General features: G+C 71.8%; 16 protein-coding genes. 8 read left to right on the top strand and 8 right to left on the bottom strand.

Annotation, left to right across the window (positions count from 1 at the left end):
* Positions 1-89 precede the first annotated feature (89 nt).
* The 3 genes from EKD16_RS01430 to EKD16_RS01420 all read left to right on the top strand — a co-directional run bounded on the left by EKD16_RS01430 (position 90) and on the right by EKD16_RS01420 (position 2,148).
* Positions 90-863 carry a helix-turn-helix transcriptional regulator gene (locus tag EKD16_RS01430; protein ID WP_131096709.1) on the top strand — a complete coding sequence of 258 codons (774 nt, stop codon included), beginning with the start codon at positions 90-92 and terminating at the stop codon, positions 861-863.
* 32 nt (positions 864-895) lie between these two features.
* On the top strand, positions 896-1,441 hold the full coding sequence (locus EKD16_RS01425; RefSeq protein WP_131096708.1) for a DUF3291 domain-containing protein: 546 nt from the start codon (positions 896-898) through the stop codon (positions 1,439-1,441).
* 89 nt (positions 1,442-1,530) lie between these two features.
* Positions 1,531-2,148 carry a superoxide dismutase family protein gene (locus EKD16_RS01420; protein ID WP_131096707.1) on the top strand — a complete coding sequence of 206 codons (618 nt, stop codon included), beginning with the start codon at positions 1,531-1,533 and terminating at the stop codon, positions 2,146-2,148.
* A gap of 19 nt (positions 2,149-2,167) precedes the next feature.
* On the opposite strand, the gene EKD16_RS01415 is transcribed toward EKD16_RS01420, so the two are convergent.
* Positions 2,168-2,896, bottom strand: a complete 729-nt coding sequence (locus tag EKD16_RS01415; RefSeq protein ID WP_131096706.1) for a YidC/Oxa1 family membrane protein insertase — start codon at positions 2,894-2,896, stop codon at positions 2,168-2,170.
* Positions 2,897-3,357: 461 nt separating this feature from the next.
* On the opposite strand from EKD16_RS01415, the gene EKD16_RS01410 reads away from it, so the two are divergent.
* Complete coding sequence (locus EKD16_RS01410; protein ID WP_165498470.1) at positions 3,358-3,759, top strand: SSI family serine proteinase inhibitor; 402 nt, start codon at positions 3,358-3,360, stop codon at positions 3,757-3,759.
* 187 nt (positions 3,760-3,946) lie between these two features.
* Here EKD16_RS01410 and EKD16_RS01405 read toward each other — a convergent pair whose 3' ends face one another.
* Positions 3,947-4,258 carry a DUF6412 domain-containing protein gene (locus tag EKD16_RS01405; RefSeq protein WP_131096704.1) on the bottom strand — a complete coding sequence of 104 codons (312 nt, stop codon included), beginning with the start codon at positions 4,256-4,258 and terminating at the stop codon, positions 3,947-3,949.
* 226 nt (positions 4,259-4,484) lie between these two features.
* On the opposite strand from EKD16_RS01405, the gene EKD16_RS01400 reads away from it, so the two are divergent.
* Positions 4,485-4,805 (top strand): phosphatase, encoded by a 321-nt coding sequence (locus EKD16_RS01400; RefSeq protein ID WP_131096703.1) that lies wholly within the window; start codon positions 4,485-4,487, stop codon positions 4,803-4,805.
* 431 nt (positions 4,806-5,236) lie between these two features.
* Here the strand turns inward: EKD16_RS01400 and EKD16_RS01395 are convergent, their stop codons facing one another.
* From EKD16_RS01395 to EKD16_RS01385, 3 genes are all read right to left on the bottom strand, one after another.
* Positions 5,237-5,752 carry a C40 family peptidase gene (locus EKD16_RS01395; protein ID WP_242677190.1) on the bottom strand — a complete coding sequence of 172 codons (516 nt, stop codon included), beginning with the start codon at positions 5,750-5,752 and terminating at the stop codon, positions 5,237-5,239.
* Between the two features lie 453 nt (positions 5,753-6,205).
* Positions 6,206-7,006, bottom strand: a complete 801-nt coding sequence (locus EKD16_RS01390; RefSeq protein WP_341351863.1) for an RNA-guided endonuclease InsQ/TnpB family protein — start codon at positions 7,004-7,006, stop codon at positions 6,206-6,208.
* Positions 7,007-7,572: 566 nt separating this feature from the next.
* Positions 7,573-8,154: a TetR/AcrR family transcriptional regulator gene (locus tag EKD16_RS01385; protein ID WP_131096702.1), complete on the bottom strand. Its 582-nt coding sequence runs from the start codon at positions 8,152-8,154 to the stop codon at positions 7,573-7,575.
* A 257-nt stretch (positions 8,155-8,411) separates the two neighbouring features.
* On the opposite strand from EKD16_RS01385, the gene EKD16_RS01380 reads away from it, so the two are divergent.
* Entirely contained in the window at positions 8,412-10,025 is a 1,614-nt protein-coding gene (locus EKD16_RS01380) for an MDR family MFS transporter (protein WP_131096701.1), read from the top strand.
* A 127-nt stretch (positions 10,026-10,152) separates the two neighbouring features.
* Here EKD16_RS01380 and EKD16_RS01375 read toward each other — a convergent pair whose 3' ends face one another.
* Entirely contained in the window at positions 10,153-10,602 is a 450-nt protein-coding gene (locus EKD16_RS01375; RefSeq protein ID WP_131101889.1) for a GNAT family N-acetyltransferase, read from the bottom strand.
* A 203-nt stretch (positions 10,603-10,805) separates the two neighbouring features.
* Complete coding sequence (locus tag EKD16_RS01370) at positions 10,806-12,188, bottom strand: hypothetical protein (RefSeq protein WP_131096700.1); 1,383 nt, start codon at positions 12,186-12,188, stop codon at positions 10,806-10,808.
* Between the two features lie 363 nt (positions 12,189-12,551).
* Between EKD16_RS01370 and EKD16_RS01365 the strand changes: the two genes are divergently transcribed.
* Both EKD16_RS01365 and EKD16_RS01360 read left to right on the top strand, forming a co-directional pair.
* Positions 12,552-13,100 carry a gamma carbonic anhydrase family protein gene (locus EKD16_RS01365; RefSeq protein ID WP_131096699.1) on the top strand — a complete coding sequence of 183 codons (549 nt, stop codon included), beginning with the start codon at positions 12,552-12,554 and terminating at the stop codon, positions 13,098-13,100.
* An 87-nt stretch (positions 13,101-13,187) separates the two neighbouring features.
* The gene (locus tag EKD16_RS01360) at positions 13,188-14,462 is read left to right on the top strand and encodes an FUSC family protein (protein WP_131096698.1); all 1,275 of its coding nucleotides are present in this window, start codon (positions 13,188-13,190) and stop codon (positions 14,460-14,462) included.
* Between the two features lie 97 nt (positions 14,463-14,559).
* On the opposite strand, the gene EKD16_RS01355 is transcribed toward EKD16_RS01360, so the two are convergent.
* Complete coding sequence (locus EKD16_RS01355; RefSeq protein WP_131096697.1) at positions 14,560-14,979, bottom strand: hypothetical protein; 420 nt, start codon at positions 14,977-14,979, stop codon at positions 14,560-14,562.
* Positions 14,980-15,159: the final 180 nt, after the last annotated feature.

Raw genomic sequence — 15,159 nt, 5'->3', positions numbered from 1 at the left:
CCGGGCCCTACCGCGGGCCGATCCGGTGATGCCGCGGCCGCCTGCGCCTGATCGGCCGCGAGGTGCCGCGGGCGGCGCACAATGGGGGCATGAGCGGATCCGGGATCGAGGCGGTTGGTGTGCTCGCCGAGCCGCTGCGCCGCAAACTCTACGACTACGTCGCCGAGCGCGGCGGCGACGTCGGCCGCGCCGAGGCCGCCGAGGCGGTGGGTGCGCGGCGCAACCTCGTCGCGTTCCACCTGGACAAGCTGGTCGAAGCGGGGCTGCTGGACGTCACCAGGGGCAAGCTCACCGGGCGCGAAGGGCCGGGCTCGGGACGTCCGGCCAAACTCTACCGCCGTTCGCACCGGGAGCACGCCGTCCAGCTGCCGCCGCGCGACTACGGCACCGCCGCCGCCCTGCTCGCCGATGCCGTGGAACGCGCGGGCGCCGACGAGGCGCTGTACGCCTCGGCCAGGGAGGAAGGCGAGCGCCGCGGCGCCGCGCAGGCCGCGCAGAACGACGGCGGCGCCGCGGGAGACAGCGGGTCCGCGGCCGGCGGCCCGGTCTCGGCAGCCGCGCTCGCGCACTGGCTTGAGCACCACGGCTACGAACCGGCTCCGGTCGAGGCCGCGCCCGGCTCCGACGCACAGACGCCCGCCCGGGCGGGGGCCCATCCGCTGCTGCGGCTGCGCAACTGCCCCTTCGACGCCGTGGCCCGCAGCCACCCGCCGCTGGCCTGCGGCATGAACCTGGAACTGCTGCGCGGCCTGCTGAGCGGCGCGGGCGCCGACTCCTTCCGCGCGGACATGGCGCCGGCGCCCCGAGGCTGCTGCGTCCTCATCTCCGCGATCGCCGCCGATTCCAAAACCAATTTAGATTGACATAGACGCGACGCGCACCCATGCTGAACCGCATGAGCGACCACCGGCTGGCCCAACTCAACATCGCCGCCCTCAAAGCACCGCTGGACGATCCCGCCCTGGCGGACTTCGTCGCGCTGCTCGACCCGATCAACGCCCTCGCCGAGGCCAGCCCCGGCTTCGTCTGGCGCTACGTCGACGAGAACGGCGCCGACGCCACGGCCGCCCGGCCATTCGGCGACGACCTCATCGTCAACTTCTCGCTCTGGGCGGACCGCGACTCGTTGTGGAACTTCACCTACCGCAGCGGCCACCTGGACCTGCTGCGCCGCCGCCGCGAATGGTTCACCCGCATGGCCGCCGCGCACCAGGTGATGTGGTGGGTTCCGGCGGGCCGCATCCCCACGATCGAAGAGGCCGGAGAGCGCCTGGCGCTGCTCCGCGCGAACGGCCCGTCCCCCGAGGCGTTCACCTTCACGGACTCCTATCCCCCGCCGAGTGCTCCCCCTACCACCGCAGAGACCGGCACCCCGGAGACCGCAACCCGCGCCGGCGCGGGACTGACGCCCCCGCGCCCGGCCTCGCCGTCTTCTTCCTGATCACGGGCCACGGCGAAATCACGTGATGGCGCGGTGACTTCGGGTAGCGTTCCGCGAGACGCCGACGCGGATTCCCGGGGGGTTCCAACGTGTCCGTGACCCGAGCCATCCTCGGCCTGGCCGCCGCATCCCTGCTGCTCTCCGGGTGCGGCGAGGAATTCGAGGGAGACGACGAGGGGGTCGCCCACCCGACGCCCTCGGCGGGCGGGTCGGTCGAGGCCGGCTTCGGCGACCTCGGCCACGTCAACGCCGAATTCCAGCCCTACGCGCCCGACGCCGACGCCGTCACCTACGACGAACAGGCCGTGCCGCCGGGCTCGACGGTCACCGCGGCCGCAACCATGGACGGCGCCGAGACCGACTTCACCCTGGCGGTGAGCGGCCTGCAGCCGAACGAGCCCTACGGCGCCCACCTGCACACCGACTCCTGCGGCGAGGACCCGCAGGCCGCCGGCCCGCACTACCAGGACGATCAGGCGCCCGCCGACGCCGCGAACGACCCCGAGTACGCCAACGAGGAGAACGAGGTCTGGCTGGACTTCACCACCGACGCCGACGGCACGGCGGACTCCGAAGCGGACGTCGGCTGGACGCCGCGGGAGGGCGAGGCCAACTCGATCGTCATCCACGCCGACCACACCGAAACGACCCCGGGCGAAGCGGGCATGGCGGGAACCCGGCTGGCCTGCGTCGACTTCGCGCCGTAGACGGCCGTGCCGCGCCGCGTCAGCCGGTGATCAACTGCCGCAGCGCCAGCCGCTCGGCCACGGTCCAGGCGGTCGTCGTCGCCAGGTACAACCCGGCGGCCAGCGGGAGGAACGCGGCGGCCGCCACGGTCCCGTACGGCAGGAACGACATCAGCCGCGCTCCGGGCACCGCCGGCGTGCCCGCTTCGGCGGCGCCCTCCAGCGCCGGAAGCGTCAGCCACCGCCGCGACGCCCACGCGGTCGCGGCGACGACCACGAGCAGCACGGCGAAGACGGCCGTACCGGCGCCGCCGCCCGCGAGCACGTCGCCCAGCCCTGACCCCAGCGGCACGCCGCCGAGAGTGTGCCGCAGCAGTTCGTTGCCGGATCCGCCGACGACCGGGCTGGTGAAAACGCCGTAGAGCACCATGAAGACCGGCAGCTGCGCCAGTGCGGGCAGGCACCCCGCCATCGGCGAACTGCCCGCCTCGGCGTAGAGGCGGCGCTGTTCGGTGAGCAACCGCTGCGGGTCGGCGCGGTGGCGGCGCTGGAGTTCGCGCATCCGCGGAGCGAGCCGCGTGCGCACCTTCTCGCCGCGGACCTGGGCGATGCTCAGCGGCAGCAGCGCCAGCCGGACGGCCGCGGTCAGCACGACGACGGCCAGCGCCGCCGCCGCGGGTCCGGCTACGGGGGCCAGTACGGCCGCGAGTGCGGTGACGACGGTATAGGCCGCCCCGACGGCGGCCGCGATCGGTGGAAACGTGTACATGGCGCAACCTCGGTTCATCTCGTGGGGAGGATCGGGGGTTCTGGCGTTCCGCGGGCGGGAGCGGCGCGGGACGCGTCGGCAGGCGACGTGCGGGCTCCGGTGCGCAACGCGGGAGTTCCCGGCAGCGCGCGGCTGTCCGCCGAAGCAGGCGGCTTCCGGCCCGCTGTGCGGCCGGTTCGGCTGGTGGCGGCGGGTGGCGGTCGTCGACGGCTGAGGCTCGGTCGGCGCGGGCGCCGTAGCGCCGTCCCCATCCCCCGGGCGGCGGTCGCCCGCGACACCGCGTGACGACGTCGGCCCCTGGCTGTCCCGGCGCCCGATCCCGCCCGCCGACTGCAACACCGGACCGATCCGATATACGGCCAGGTCACAAGAGCATTTCCAGGCGCATGCGCGCTTGCGGGCGTTTCCGGGATGGCCCAGACTCAACGCGGCAGTTCGTCACCCAACGTGATTGGAGAGTCATGCTACGTCGAATCGCCGCCGGGGTCGGGGCCGCGGGTGCGGCCGCCCTCCTCTGCTCGGCAGCGGCAGCGCCCGCAGCGGCTCAGGAGTCCTCGTCGACGCTGGAGATCACCGTCGAACGCGCCGGCGCGGGCACTCTGGACCGCTACTGGCTGAACTGCGATCCCGACTTCGGCACCCATCCCCGCCCGCAGGAGGCCTGTGCCCACCTGCGGGAGAGCGGCGGCGACCTGGAACGCCTTCGTTCCGGAGCGGCCTACTGCCCGCCCACCGAGTCACCCGTCGAGGTCCGCATCACCGGGACCTGGCGCGAGGAACCGGTCGACTTCCGGGTTCGGTATGCCAACGGCTGCTACGCGCGCGTCGTCGGCGGTCCCGTCGTGCCTTCGGCCTGGGAGTAGCCGCGTTCGGGGCCGGCGGGCACCGATCCCGAGAGGGTGCGGACGCCGATGGAGGACCGCCTGCCGCCGCGGCCGCAGGGCCGCGGCGCCGTGCGGCCCACGCGCCTCCCCCGGGGACGGGTCGCCGGGAACCGGCAGGCGCACCGCGGGCGGGCCGTGCCGCGTTCCGGCACGGATCGGCGAGGGCTCAGCCGATCGCCGCCGGAAATCCGGGTGCCCTCGGCCGCGGTTTACCGGGCGTATCGGGCGCGCGCACCGGCGGCGCGGGTGCGCACTCGCCGCTGCGCAGCAGGAAGTCGCGGCGGCTGTCCTCGGCCGTGTGGGGCGCCGAGCGCGCGCCGACGCGGCAGACCGCCCGCGCCACCGCCGCGCCGAGCGCGACGATCGCCAGCACGGCGAACGCGCCGAGGGCCGGTCCGAACAGCGGCGACAGCGGCCACGCGGGGTCGAGGTCGGGACCGAACGCGAGCGCGTGCCCGAGGGCGTAGCCGAGAGGCATCGGCGCTCCTTTCGTACCGCCGGCGCACCGGGGCGCGTGCTCGCGGCCCCGGCCGGTTCCAGTCCAGCCTATACCGCCTGCACGCGGCGCACACGGCGTCCGTATCGGCCGGATGTGGCGACACACCGCACGGAATCCGCGCTGATCACGCTTGGATATAGCTAAATGACAGGGAGTGACGATCATTCGCGTCTACTGAGGAACCCGAGGAATCGAGAGCCGCGTCGTGCCGATCCGCCCTGCCAACCTCGCCACCATGTCCGCCACCATCGCCGGTGCGCTGTCCGGTATGCGCGCCGGGCGGGCCGACTCCGTGCGTCCCGTGACCGTGACCTTCGAGTCCGGGCATGAGCAGGTGGTCGACACCGGTGGCTGCCGGGCGCTGGAGGCCGACCAGGGCGGGGTGGTGGCCATCGAGGCCGACGCCGTCGCCAAATACGCGCTCTTCGCCGGAACCTCGTGCCAGGGCGGCCGCGCCGTCACCTCGGGCCGGGGTTCCGTCACGTTCAGCCAACCGGTCCTCGCCGGCGCGATCGTGCTGGGCTGACGCCCGGCCGCACACCCGGATCGCCGCACACTCCGCCACACCGTCCGCGCTCGCGCCACTCCCCCGCTTTCGACGGCGGGCGGCGCCCGTTTTCCGAAGCAGTGCCCATGCCCTCACCGCCCGGTGCGCCGCACCCGCCGCGTAGTCATGCGCCCGCCGCACCCGTCGTGACCTTCGGCGCCGCCGCCGGCGCGGCCCGCCCGCGCCCGCCGCGCCGTGCCCCGCGGCCCCGCCCCATACCGGCGCGCACGGGGTTCGCGGCGGTGCCGACGGGGCGCACCCGGGCGGCCGCCGGCGGCCGCCGTCCGGACACCGCTGCGGCGCGCGGCTCTCGGTTCCGCGCGGGTGCTGCGGTGGGTTACCGGACTGCGGCCGCCGCACGGTGTGCTCAGCCGGTCTCGACGCCGGGCTCTACAGCCCCGGGCGGAGACTCAGGCGACGCGGCGCGCGCCCACGAACTGCCGGTTGTAGTAGCCGGCCATCTCGACGATCTGGACCCTTTTCCCGGAACTCGGCGCGTGGATCATCCGGCCGTTCCCGACGTACATGCCGACATGGCTCGGCCCGGAATAGAAGAAGACGAGATCCCCCGGACGCAGGTTCGACCGGGAAACCGAACGGCCTTCCCGGAACTGGGTGTAGGTGGTGCGGCTGAGGCGCTTGCCCGCCTTCTTGTACGAATACTGCACAAGCCCCGAGCAGTCGAAGGACCCCGGCCCTTCCGCGCCCCACCGGTAAGGTTTGCCTATTTGCTCCTTGGCGTGTTCGACGGCTTCCCCGGCGACACTCGACGCCTGGTAGACTCGTTCCTCCGCGGCCGCCGGACCTGCGGATACGAGCGCCAACGCGGCGAATACCGCCAGGGAGGATAACGTAACAGCCGCCTTGGTCATGGGGCGGGTACTGTTTCCCCGATTCGGCCGCACGAATCCCATGGACAGGTTCATTGTTCCCCCATATTCTCGCTGCGCCCGGAGCCCTGTCGTCCGGTACGCAGTTCCATAGGGAAACACAGGGCGTCAGCAGCCCTTGTTCTTATCCCGGCATTGGCGTGTCGCGCTGAATTCCCCCTCCGCGTCGGGGGATACGGAGCCCGCCGTGCCGTCGTCCGCGCGGATTCCCGAGCATATGAACCGTTTGCGGATATTGCGCGGTTCTGCGCGGAAAACCCGGCCCGGCCGCGGGGGCGTGCGGGGGCGCTCCCGCGGCGGGCCGGTCCGATGCCCTACAGCGCGCCGCTGCGCCAGGGCCCGGTGACCGCATAGGTGATCCCGGGACTCTGGACGTTGAAGAACAGCACCTGCCCGTCGGGGGTCAACTTGACCCGGCCCTAAAGGACCGCGCTTGGAGGTAGCGGCCCGCCTGGCCGGCGGGTGGGCTCCTCCGTCCAGACACCCCCGCTACGGGGCGGCAGGGACGCGTGACGCACGCCCCGCATTCCACGCAGCCTCGCCCCGGCGGGCGAGGTTGCGGGAAGCGTTGCGGTCGGCGTGGGCAACGACCCCGCACGACCGGCACACGAACCGGGCCCGATCCAGGCGGTTCCTCGTGTCGATGTGATGGCATTCGGCGCATTCCCGGCTGGTGTAGGCCGGATCCACCGAGACCAGCGGCACCCCGGCCCGCTTGGCCTTGTAGGCGATGAAGGCGGCGAGCCGGGCGAAGGCCCAGGAATGGATCGCGACCCGTTGGGGCCGGCAAAGCCGTACCCTCTGCCGGATCCCCGTCAGGTCTTCCAGGGCGATACCGGATGAGGTGCGTTCAGCCTCGGTCACGATCTGCTTGGCGATGACGTGGTTGGTGTTCGCAACGTGGCGCGCTTCCCTGCGCCGCCGCGTCTTCAGCCGGCGTTTCGCCGATGTCGTCTTCTTGGCCTGGAGTTCGGCCCGCAGGGCGGCCTGGCGCCTGCGGTGGCGGTTCAGGCCCCGCCCGGCCGCCCGGTAGCCGGTGGAGGTGGTCGCGATGTTGGCGATGCCCAGATCCACACCGATGAACCCCTCCGGCGCATACTGCTCGGCCTCGGCCACCTCGCAGGTGGCCATCAGGTAGAACACGCCGCCGCGTTCGACCAGATCCGAATCGCCCTGCCGGTGCTCTACCAACATCTTGAGCGCCTCCGGTGCGCAGGCGAAGCCCACGTTCTTCAACCGGCCCGCGGTGGTCCAGACGGAGACGGTCCGCTGGTCGTAGCGCCAGCTCAAACACCGGTCGTCGAAGGGGTGGGGCGGCCTCGGGCCGGAAGGCGACCGGCGCGGACTCGGCCTTTCGGCGGCGCTTGCTGCCAGGTGTGCCGAGGTGGCCGGCCCGGATATCGGCCGCCAGCGTGGTGTAGGCGTCGCGGACCTTCTTGATGGTGTGCTGGGCCGCCTGGGCGCCCAGACCTTGGGAGCGCAGGTCGGCGTAGGTGTGCTTGCGCAGCTCGTACTCGCGCGGCACACCGAGCTCGAAGGCCACCGCCGAGACCCGGTTGGCGGCCTCGTTGAGGGTGCGCAGGGTCGCTGACAGCGCGGACGCCTGTGCGGCATCGGGCACCAGTTTGACCTGCACGACGAGCTGCACAGCGGCGATCCTACGATCACCGCCGCCCCGATGGGGGCCGAACGCCGAAATCCGCAGGCGTGCTCGTATTCGGGGCAGGGCCGTGATGAGAAGCGATTCCTCCCGGCTCTGCAGAGCCGGGGCTCCTCGCTAGAATCGGCTGAACGCCGCATGCGTCACCCGTCACACCCGCCCCGCACTCTGCGGAACCCGCGGGAAGGGGCGGCGCTCACTCCTCCAGGCAGCGTTCGACGACTCCGGTCAGCCGCCGGGTCAGTGCTTCGGGCTCGTGTGCCTTCAGCGGCTCGGCCCCGCCCATGCGCCGCACGCTGGCCACGCCGATCAGCAGTGACGCGACCAGCGCGGCCCGCGCCTGGGCCTCGGGGCCGCCGAGGTAGTCGGCCAGCGGCCCGATGATCGCGCTCTGCAGCCGCTCCTGGTACACCGACTGCAGATCCGGGTCCCCCGACGAATGCACAAGCGCGCGCTGCAGCGGCGTCCCCGCGCCCAGCGTGCGGTTGACCACGTGGTCGGCGATGCGCCGCGGAAGCGTGGCCCGGTCGCCCTCGAACAGCCCCGGAAAGGCGGCGTCCTCGGCGATGACCTCGGCCAGCAGACCGCGCTTGGCACCGAAATAGCGGTTGATGAGAGCGACGTTGACCCCGGCCTCGGCGGCGATGCGCCGCGAGGACACCTGCGCGTAGCCCTCCCGCGTGAACAGGTCGCGGGCGCTGTCGAGGATGCGCTGGCGCGTCGCCTCGCGGTCGCGCGCCCGCCCTTGGCAGGCGTCGGCGGCGTCCGGCTGGTTCATCGGCGGGCTCCCATGCTGCAGCCGCGGCGGAGCACCTGCTCAGCGCGGCCTCTCGTGCGCGGCTCCCCGCACTATAGCGCCCCCGCTTGACAAGTCAACACTGTTTACTTATACCTGAGTGGGAGATTACCACCGAACCGTCCCCGCCCCAGGGGACGTGCTCGCCATGCCCGGCCCCGGCCTGCGACCGCTCGCTCGCGCCCGCCGAGGCCGCCGGCGGCACCGGCACGGGGCGACGAACGAGGAGTAGTGCGAACGTGGAGCGACGCTTAGCCGGAGCGGACGGGCAGACGGGGGCGGTGCAGGGGGAGCCCGCCCAAACGGCGGCAGACGAAGCGCCGGCGAACTACTCCCGGCGCCAGATCATCGAGATCCTCATCGGTCTGATGCTGGCCATGCTGACCTCGATGCTCACGACGTCGATCGTGGGCACAGCGCTGCCCACCATCGTCGGCGAACTCGGCGGCCAGGACCGGCTGTCCTGGGTGGCCAGCGCAACCCTGCTCACGATGACCGCGTCGACGCCGGTGTGGGGCAAGCTCTCCGACGTCTGGGGCCGCAAGCTGCTTTTCCAGATCGCGCTGGTGATCTTCATCGGCTCGTCGGTGGCCGCCGGTTTCGCCCACGACATGACCTGGCTCATCACCGCACGCTTCTTCCAGGGCATCGGCACAGGGGGACTCGCCGCGCTGCCCCAGATCATCCTGGGCGACGTCGTCGCCCCGCGTGAGCGCGGACGCTACTCCGGCTTCCTCGGCTCGGTCTTCGGCATCGCGACCGTCGGCGGCCCGCTGCTCGGCGGGTTCCTGGTCGACAGCCCGCTGGGCTGGCGCTGGTGCTTCTTCATCACCGTGCCGCTTGCCGTGGTGGCCTTCGTCGTCATCCAGCGACTGCTCAAGCTGCCCGCGCGGCCGCGCCCGGACAAGCGCATCGACTGGTGGGGCGCCACCTGCATCGTCGGCGCCGCGAGCGCGGTCATGCTGCTGCTGAGCCTCGGCGGTCAGGAGTTCGCGTGGACCTCCACCCCCTCCTACGGCCTGATCGCCGCAGCGGTGGTGCTGATCGTCGCCGCCGTGCTCGTCGAACTGCGCGCGCAGGACCCCATTCTGCCGCCGCACCTGTTCCGCAACCGCACGTTCGTACTCGGCTCGCTGGCCTCGGCCACGGTGGGCATGAGCATGTTCGGCGTGATGATCTACCTGCCGCAGTACCTGCAGATCGTGCAGGAGCTCAGCCCCACGGCCTCCGGACTCATGACGCTGCCCATGGTGCTCGGCCTGCTGGTGGCCTCGGTCAGCTCGGGCTTCGCAGTCAGCCACACCGGCAAGTGGAAGATCTTCCCGACGGTGGGGACGCTGCTCATCCTGAGCGGCTTCTTCACCCTGACGCGGCTGGACGTCGACTCCAGCCTCGTCCTGGTCGGCGCCGGCGTCGGCCAGATCGGCCTGGGGCTGGGGATGTGCATGCAGATTCTCATCCTCGCCACGCAGAACGCCGTCAAGCGGGCGGACCTGGCCTCGGCGACATCGGCGGTCTCCTTCTTCCGCAACCTCGGCGGCGCGATAGGCGTGGCCGCGTTCGGCTCGGTGATGACCAACCGGCTGCACGACGAGCTTGCGGAGTTCGCCGAGCGGGTCGGAGCGGGTGCGGGCGCGGGGCAACTGCCGGACTCGGCGACCGGCTCGCCCGACGCGATCCACGCGCTGCCCCCCGCTGCGCAGGAGGCGGTGATCCAGGCCTTCAGCGACGCGATGCACACCGTGTTCACCCTGGGCATGCCGATCGCGGCGGTGGCGTTCGCCATCGTGCTGTTCTTCAAGCAGGTCCCGCTGCGCTCCGGACGCTCGCGGGGATCAGGCGAGGGGGACTGAGGCCGGCTCGGTTCGCCCAGCGGCCTCCGGCGGCCCGCAGCGCGTCGCACCTCTGCGGCGGGCAGGGTGCGCGCTGCCGCCTCCCGTGCGGGGCGGATCGGCGACGAACGGAGCGCCGGTACCCGGATCAGATGTAGCGGCGGAACCCCTCGGCGGAGTTCGCGAACCCGACAGCGGTGTAGAAGGCGTGCGCACCGGCGCGGCTCTCGTGCGACAGCAGCTCGATCTTGTAGCAGCCGACCCGTGCGGCGCGGTCGACGGCCTCCTCCAGCAGGGCGCGGCCCACGCCGCCTCGCCGGGCGATCGGGTCGACCACCAGGTTGTCGACGATCGCCCAGGACTGCGCGTCGTGCGTGAGGTTGGCGACGACCAGCAGGTCCAGGGTGCCGATGATCTGGCCGCGGCGCTCGGCGACCAGGACCGAGCGGTCCGGGTCGTTCTCCATCCGGGTCCAGGCGCGCACGGCTGCGGAGGACATGCGGACGCCGCTGCTGTGCGCAGGGGCGCTGTCCCCGAGTTCGCGGAGGAGCCGCAGGATCGCACCGAGGTCAGACCGGATGGCCGAGCGGATAATCATGGCGTTCGGCATCGTAGCCGACACCTGCGCAAAGCCCGACGTCGCCCCTTATGCCAGGACAAACGACTCGTGGCGGGGGCGTCGGCGCCCCCGCCACGAGTGCGGACATGAGCGAATCCAGTCCGGACCGGCCCGGCTCCCGCCGGTCCGCGCAGGCGGCGCTCGCACGCGATGGATTCCGCCGCCGAGCGGACCTCACCGGGTCACGGTTTGATGATGCGCACTCCCTCGGTCGCATCCGGCTCGTCGGGCCGGTTGCCCTGCCCCGCCTCGGACCGCTGGTGGATGGCCGTGATACCGGGGTCGTTGCCCGGCTGAGGCGGTGCCTGGCCCTGCTGGGACTGGCCGCTCTGCTGCGGTTGCTGTGCCTGGCGTGGTTGCTGTGCCTGGTGCGGCGCGGGGCCGCCGTAGGGCGCCCCCTGCGGGCGCGGCGCCTGCCGGAGCGGCTGCGAGGCGATGCCCTCGCCCCCTCCGCCGGTCGGCGGAGCCGGGTCGAGGCGGACCGTGGACTCGTCGGCCACGTCCAGCGGCTGGGCGGCCGGACCGACCTTCATCGTGGTCTCGTCCTCCCCGGCGCCGGAGCGCGCCTGGTGCTGGCCCACAGCCGGGTTCCCCCCGGACTCGCCGTGGTGGCCCGCGGCCGCGGGCGGCGGCTGCGGGGTCACGGCCTGTGCACTCTGCTTGGCCGGCTGGCGACCCTGACCCTGGTCCTGGCTCTGCTGCTGACCCTGCTGACCGGTCGGCTGCGGCCGCTGACCCTGCTGAGGCGGCTCCCCCTGGCGTGTCTGCTGCCGACCGGGCTGGCCCGGCTGGCCCGACTGATCGGGCTGCTGCTGCCGGGGCCCTTCCTGCTGCTGGCGGTCGGACGGCTTGACGTGCTGCCCGGACTCGGCCGCGGCCTCCTGCTCGGCGGCGACCTCGGCCTGGGACAGGCCGGTCTCCAGCGGCCCCGACTTCTTCTCGGCGTCGAGCAGCTCGGCCAGGGTGCCGTGCATGTCGCCGAGTCGGCGGACCGCCTCGTTGTGCGTGGCCGTGAGCGTTGCCAGGCGGCGATCGGCGGTGTCGTTGATCTTCTTGGCGCGGGCCTCGGCGTCGCTGACGCGGCGCTGGGTCTCCTCCTCGGACTGGGCGCGCAGCTGCTCGGCCTCCTGCTTGGCCGTCGACACCATCTCGTTGGCCTCGGAGCGCGCGCTGGAGACGACGCGCTCGGCGTGGTCCTCGGCGTCCTTCAGCCGCTTGGCCGCCTCTTCCTCGGCCTTGCCGCGGATGGAGTCGACCTCACCGTCGATCTTGCTGCGCTTCTCCTTCGCCTCTTCCTCTGCTATGCGAAGGATGCTGGACATGCGTTCGCTGATCTGTTCGTGCTCCGGCTTGACCGCGGCCTGTTCCTTGGCCTCGGCCAACTCGCGGCGGATCTGCTCCAGCTCGTCGTGGGCGCGCGCCAGCCGTTCCTGCAGGTCGCGGGTCTGGTTGTGCGTGCGGACCACGTAGTCGTCGACCTGGCGCTTGCTGTAGCCGCGCTTCTCGGTCGGGAAGGCTTCCTCACGTAGGAAGTTCGGCAAGATCTCTGCGCTGTGCTCGTTCATGTCCTAATCAACCAGGTTGGCTGCCAATGGGATGGTGGCCGGACTCCCTGCCTATCATTCCCATAACACCCGGAATACACGTCAATGACATTCATTCCCCAAGCTTGGCGGTGTGATGGGAAACCGCAACAGAGATCCCGAATCGCGTGCGAAGTGTGATGTAGTGAACACCGGGGGAGGCGACTACGGTAATGGCCGCTACACCTCCCGCTCAATAGCCTGGACGGATCGCCCGTAGGCGGCGCGCCGCCCTGCCGCAGTGCTCACCGCACTACTAAGGTATGCCCGTTCACGGCGACTCGGGGCCGGTGTGCGGCATTTCCGGTACGGATCGCCGCTCGTTATGGCCGCAAGGAGGTGCCCGTGTCCGCTCCGCTCGTCGGGGACGCCCCGTTCGGAGAGCCCGACATCCACCCGGACGCCTGGGTCGCTCCCGGCGCCGTGGTCGTGGGCCGAGTGCGCATCGGGGCCACCAGCAGCATCTGGTACGGCTCGGTGCTGCGCGCCGACACCGAGGACATCGTCATCGGGCAGACCTGCAACATCCAGGACCAGTGCGGGCTGCACTCCGACCCGGGCGAGCCCGCCGTGCTGGCCGACCGGGTGAGCCTGGGGCACAAGGCCATGGTGCACGGCGCGGAGATCGGCGAGGGGGCCCTGATCGGTATCGGCGCGATCGTGCTGGGCGGCGCCCGCGTGGGAGCGGGAGCCCTAGTGGCCGCCGGGGCCCTGGTACCGCCGGGCAAGGAGGTCCCGGAGGGCACCCTGTGGGCGGGGCTGCCGGGCAAGGTCGTGCGTGAGTTGACCGACGACGACAAGGCGGGGTTCGCCGAGACACCGGAGAAGTACGCCCGCTACGCCGCGCGCCATCGCGAGGTCACCTGGATCGGCACCACCGAGCGCCGTACCTGAGCACCGCCGGGGTTGCGACACCGTGCGTCGGAAAAATCACCGAATGTGCAGCACATGCCTCGCTTCGATCCGGTTAACAGCACGGATATGGGAAGCGAGGACGCAGCGGACGCCCGGCAGCGGCCCTCGGCGCGGTCGGGGAGGCAACCACCCTCCCTGAACCTCGGATCGCGTATCGGCCAGTGGTTCCGGCGCGCGGGATCGGACGGGCACGAGCGGCACACGCTGCTGATGATCGGCAAGAGCACGCTCGCCGCCACGATCGCCTGGGTCATCTCCTATTCCGTGCTGAGCGCACAGGCCCCGGCCTTCGCGCCGTTCTCCGCGGTGCTGATGATCCAGGTCACCGTCTACCAGTCGTTCTCCCAGGCGCTCCGCTACCTCGGCGCCGTCGGCGCCGGGGTCGCCGTCCAGGGCATCGTGGGCTTCGTCGCCGGCCCGAACCTGGTGACCTTCGTCCTCGTCGCGGTGATCGCGCTGGTCATCGGGCGCTGGCCGCGCCTGGGGTCGCAGGGCTCGCAGGTGGTCACGGCGGCGTTCTTCGCCTTCGCCCTCTACATCACGGCGACCAGCACCATGGAACGCGCCGCGCAGCTCGGGTGGATCATCGCGCTGGTCGCCATCGGCTGCACCGTCGGCGTGCTGGTCAACCTGCTGGTGGTGCCCCCGATGCGGTTCCGCAGCGCCGAGTACGGCGTCCGCTCCCTCGCGCAGTCGGTGTGCGACCTGCTCACGGACATCCACCCGGCCCTGCGGGAAGGGGAACTGGACGAGGACCGCACGCGGCAGTGGCGGCGGCGCGCCAACCGGATGGAGGGCACGGTCGCCCAAGCCCGAAGCGCGGTGCGCACGGCTGAGGAGAGCGTCTACTACAACCCGCGCAAGCTGCTGAGCCGGCAGTACCGGCGGCACACGTTCACCGGCTACGCGGGTGTGGTCGACGCCCTCGAACGCGTCTCCTACCAGCTGGCTTCGGTCACCCGCACCCTCGACATGTCGGTATCGGAGACCGGTGAAGGCCCCCGGCGCACGGAGTTCCTCGGGCACTACGCCGACCTTCTCGCGGCGCTCGCCGAGATCACCGAAGAGCTCAGCGCGATCGACGAGAGCCGCCTCGTGGAGCAGGCCAGGCACCTGTGCTCGCTGGCGGAGCAGGCCCGGAACTACGCCCAGCGGCTCAGCGACGGCGCCGAGGACATCGAGTTCCTCGTCACGGACCGGTCGAGCCCGTACGGCACTCTGCTCGTCGAGGCCGCGAGGCTGCAGGAGGAGTTCCAGCACACCTGCGACCTCTTGCAGCGCTCGGTGGACCGCGAGTACTCCACCGGCGGAGGGAGTCGGAAGGGCTCCGCCGGATGCTAGGACCGGGCGTCCGATCGGATCGGCTGCAGGCGACGCGTTTCCCCGCGTCGGAGGCCCGGTGCTCCCCAGCCGATCCGGCGGCCGATCCGCCGCGGGGCTAGCGTTCCTCGCGCTCCAGCGGGCAGGGGGCTTCGGCGTCCCAGGTGTTGGGTGAGCAGGCGATCACGGCGACGAACGCGCGTTCGTCGCCGCCGAGCTGGTACTGCCAGGTGAGGTCGCGGCCGTCGGCCATATCGCGCAGCGCGGCCGTGTAGCGGTCGCCGGCGGGTGACCAGAATGCGTCCGGTCCGTCGATCTCGGAACGCACCTTCTCGTACTGCGAAACCATCCACGCGGCAGCGCCGTCGGCGTCGCCCCAGGTGCCCGCGATCATGTCCGCGGGTTTGCGCAACCACCAGCACATCTTGACGGGGGGCACATCGGCGGAGGTGAAATGGGGTCCGTCGGGATGGGCGTCACGTGCCCTGCGCGAGCGGTCTGCGTCGGATCCGCGCCAGAAGTACCCGTGATAGTGCACGCCCCGATGTTCGCACGCCCTGTCCGGTCTGACCACTGGAACACCCGGCGGACCCAGTTTCGGACGTGGGGCGGGCGCCGCGGCCACGCGACGGAAATGTACCGGCGGACCGGAGCACCGAGCCGTGTTAAGAAGTGCTGGATCGATCCGGCTCCCATGGGCGGCCGGGCCGTGCGGCTC

The sequence above is a fragment of the Streptomonospora litoralis genome, from assembly GCF_004323735.1.
Classification (GTDB): domain Bacteria; phylum Actinomycetota; class Actinomycetes; order Streptosporangiales; family Streptosporangiaceae; genus Streptomonospora; species Streptomonospora litoralis.
The sequence above is the reverse complement of the archived record's forward strand: the minus strand, read 5'-3'. Positions and strand labels throughout refer to the sequence as shown.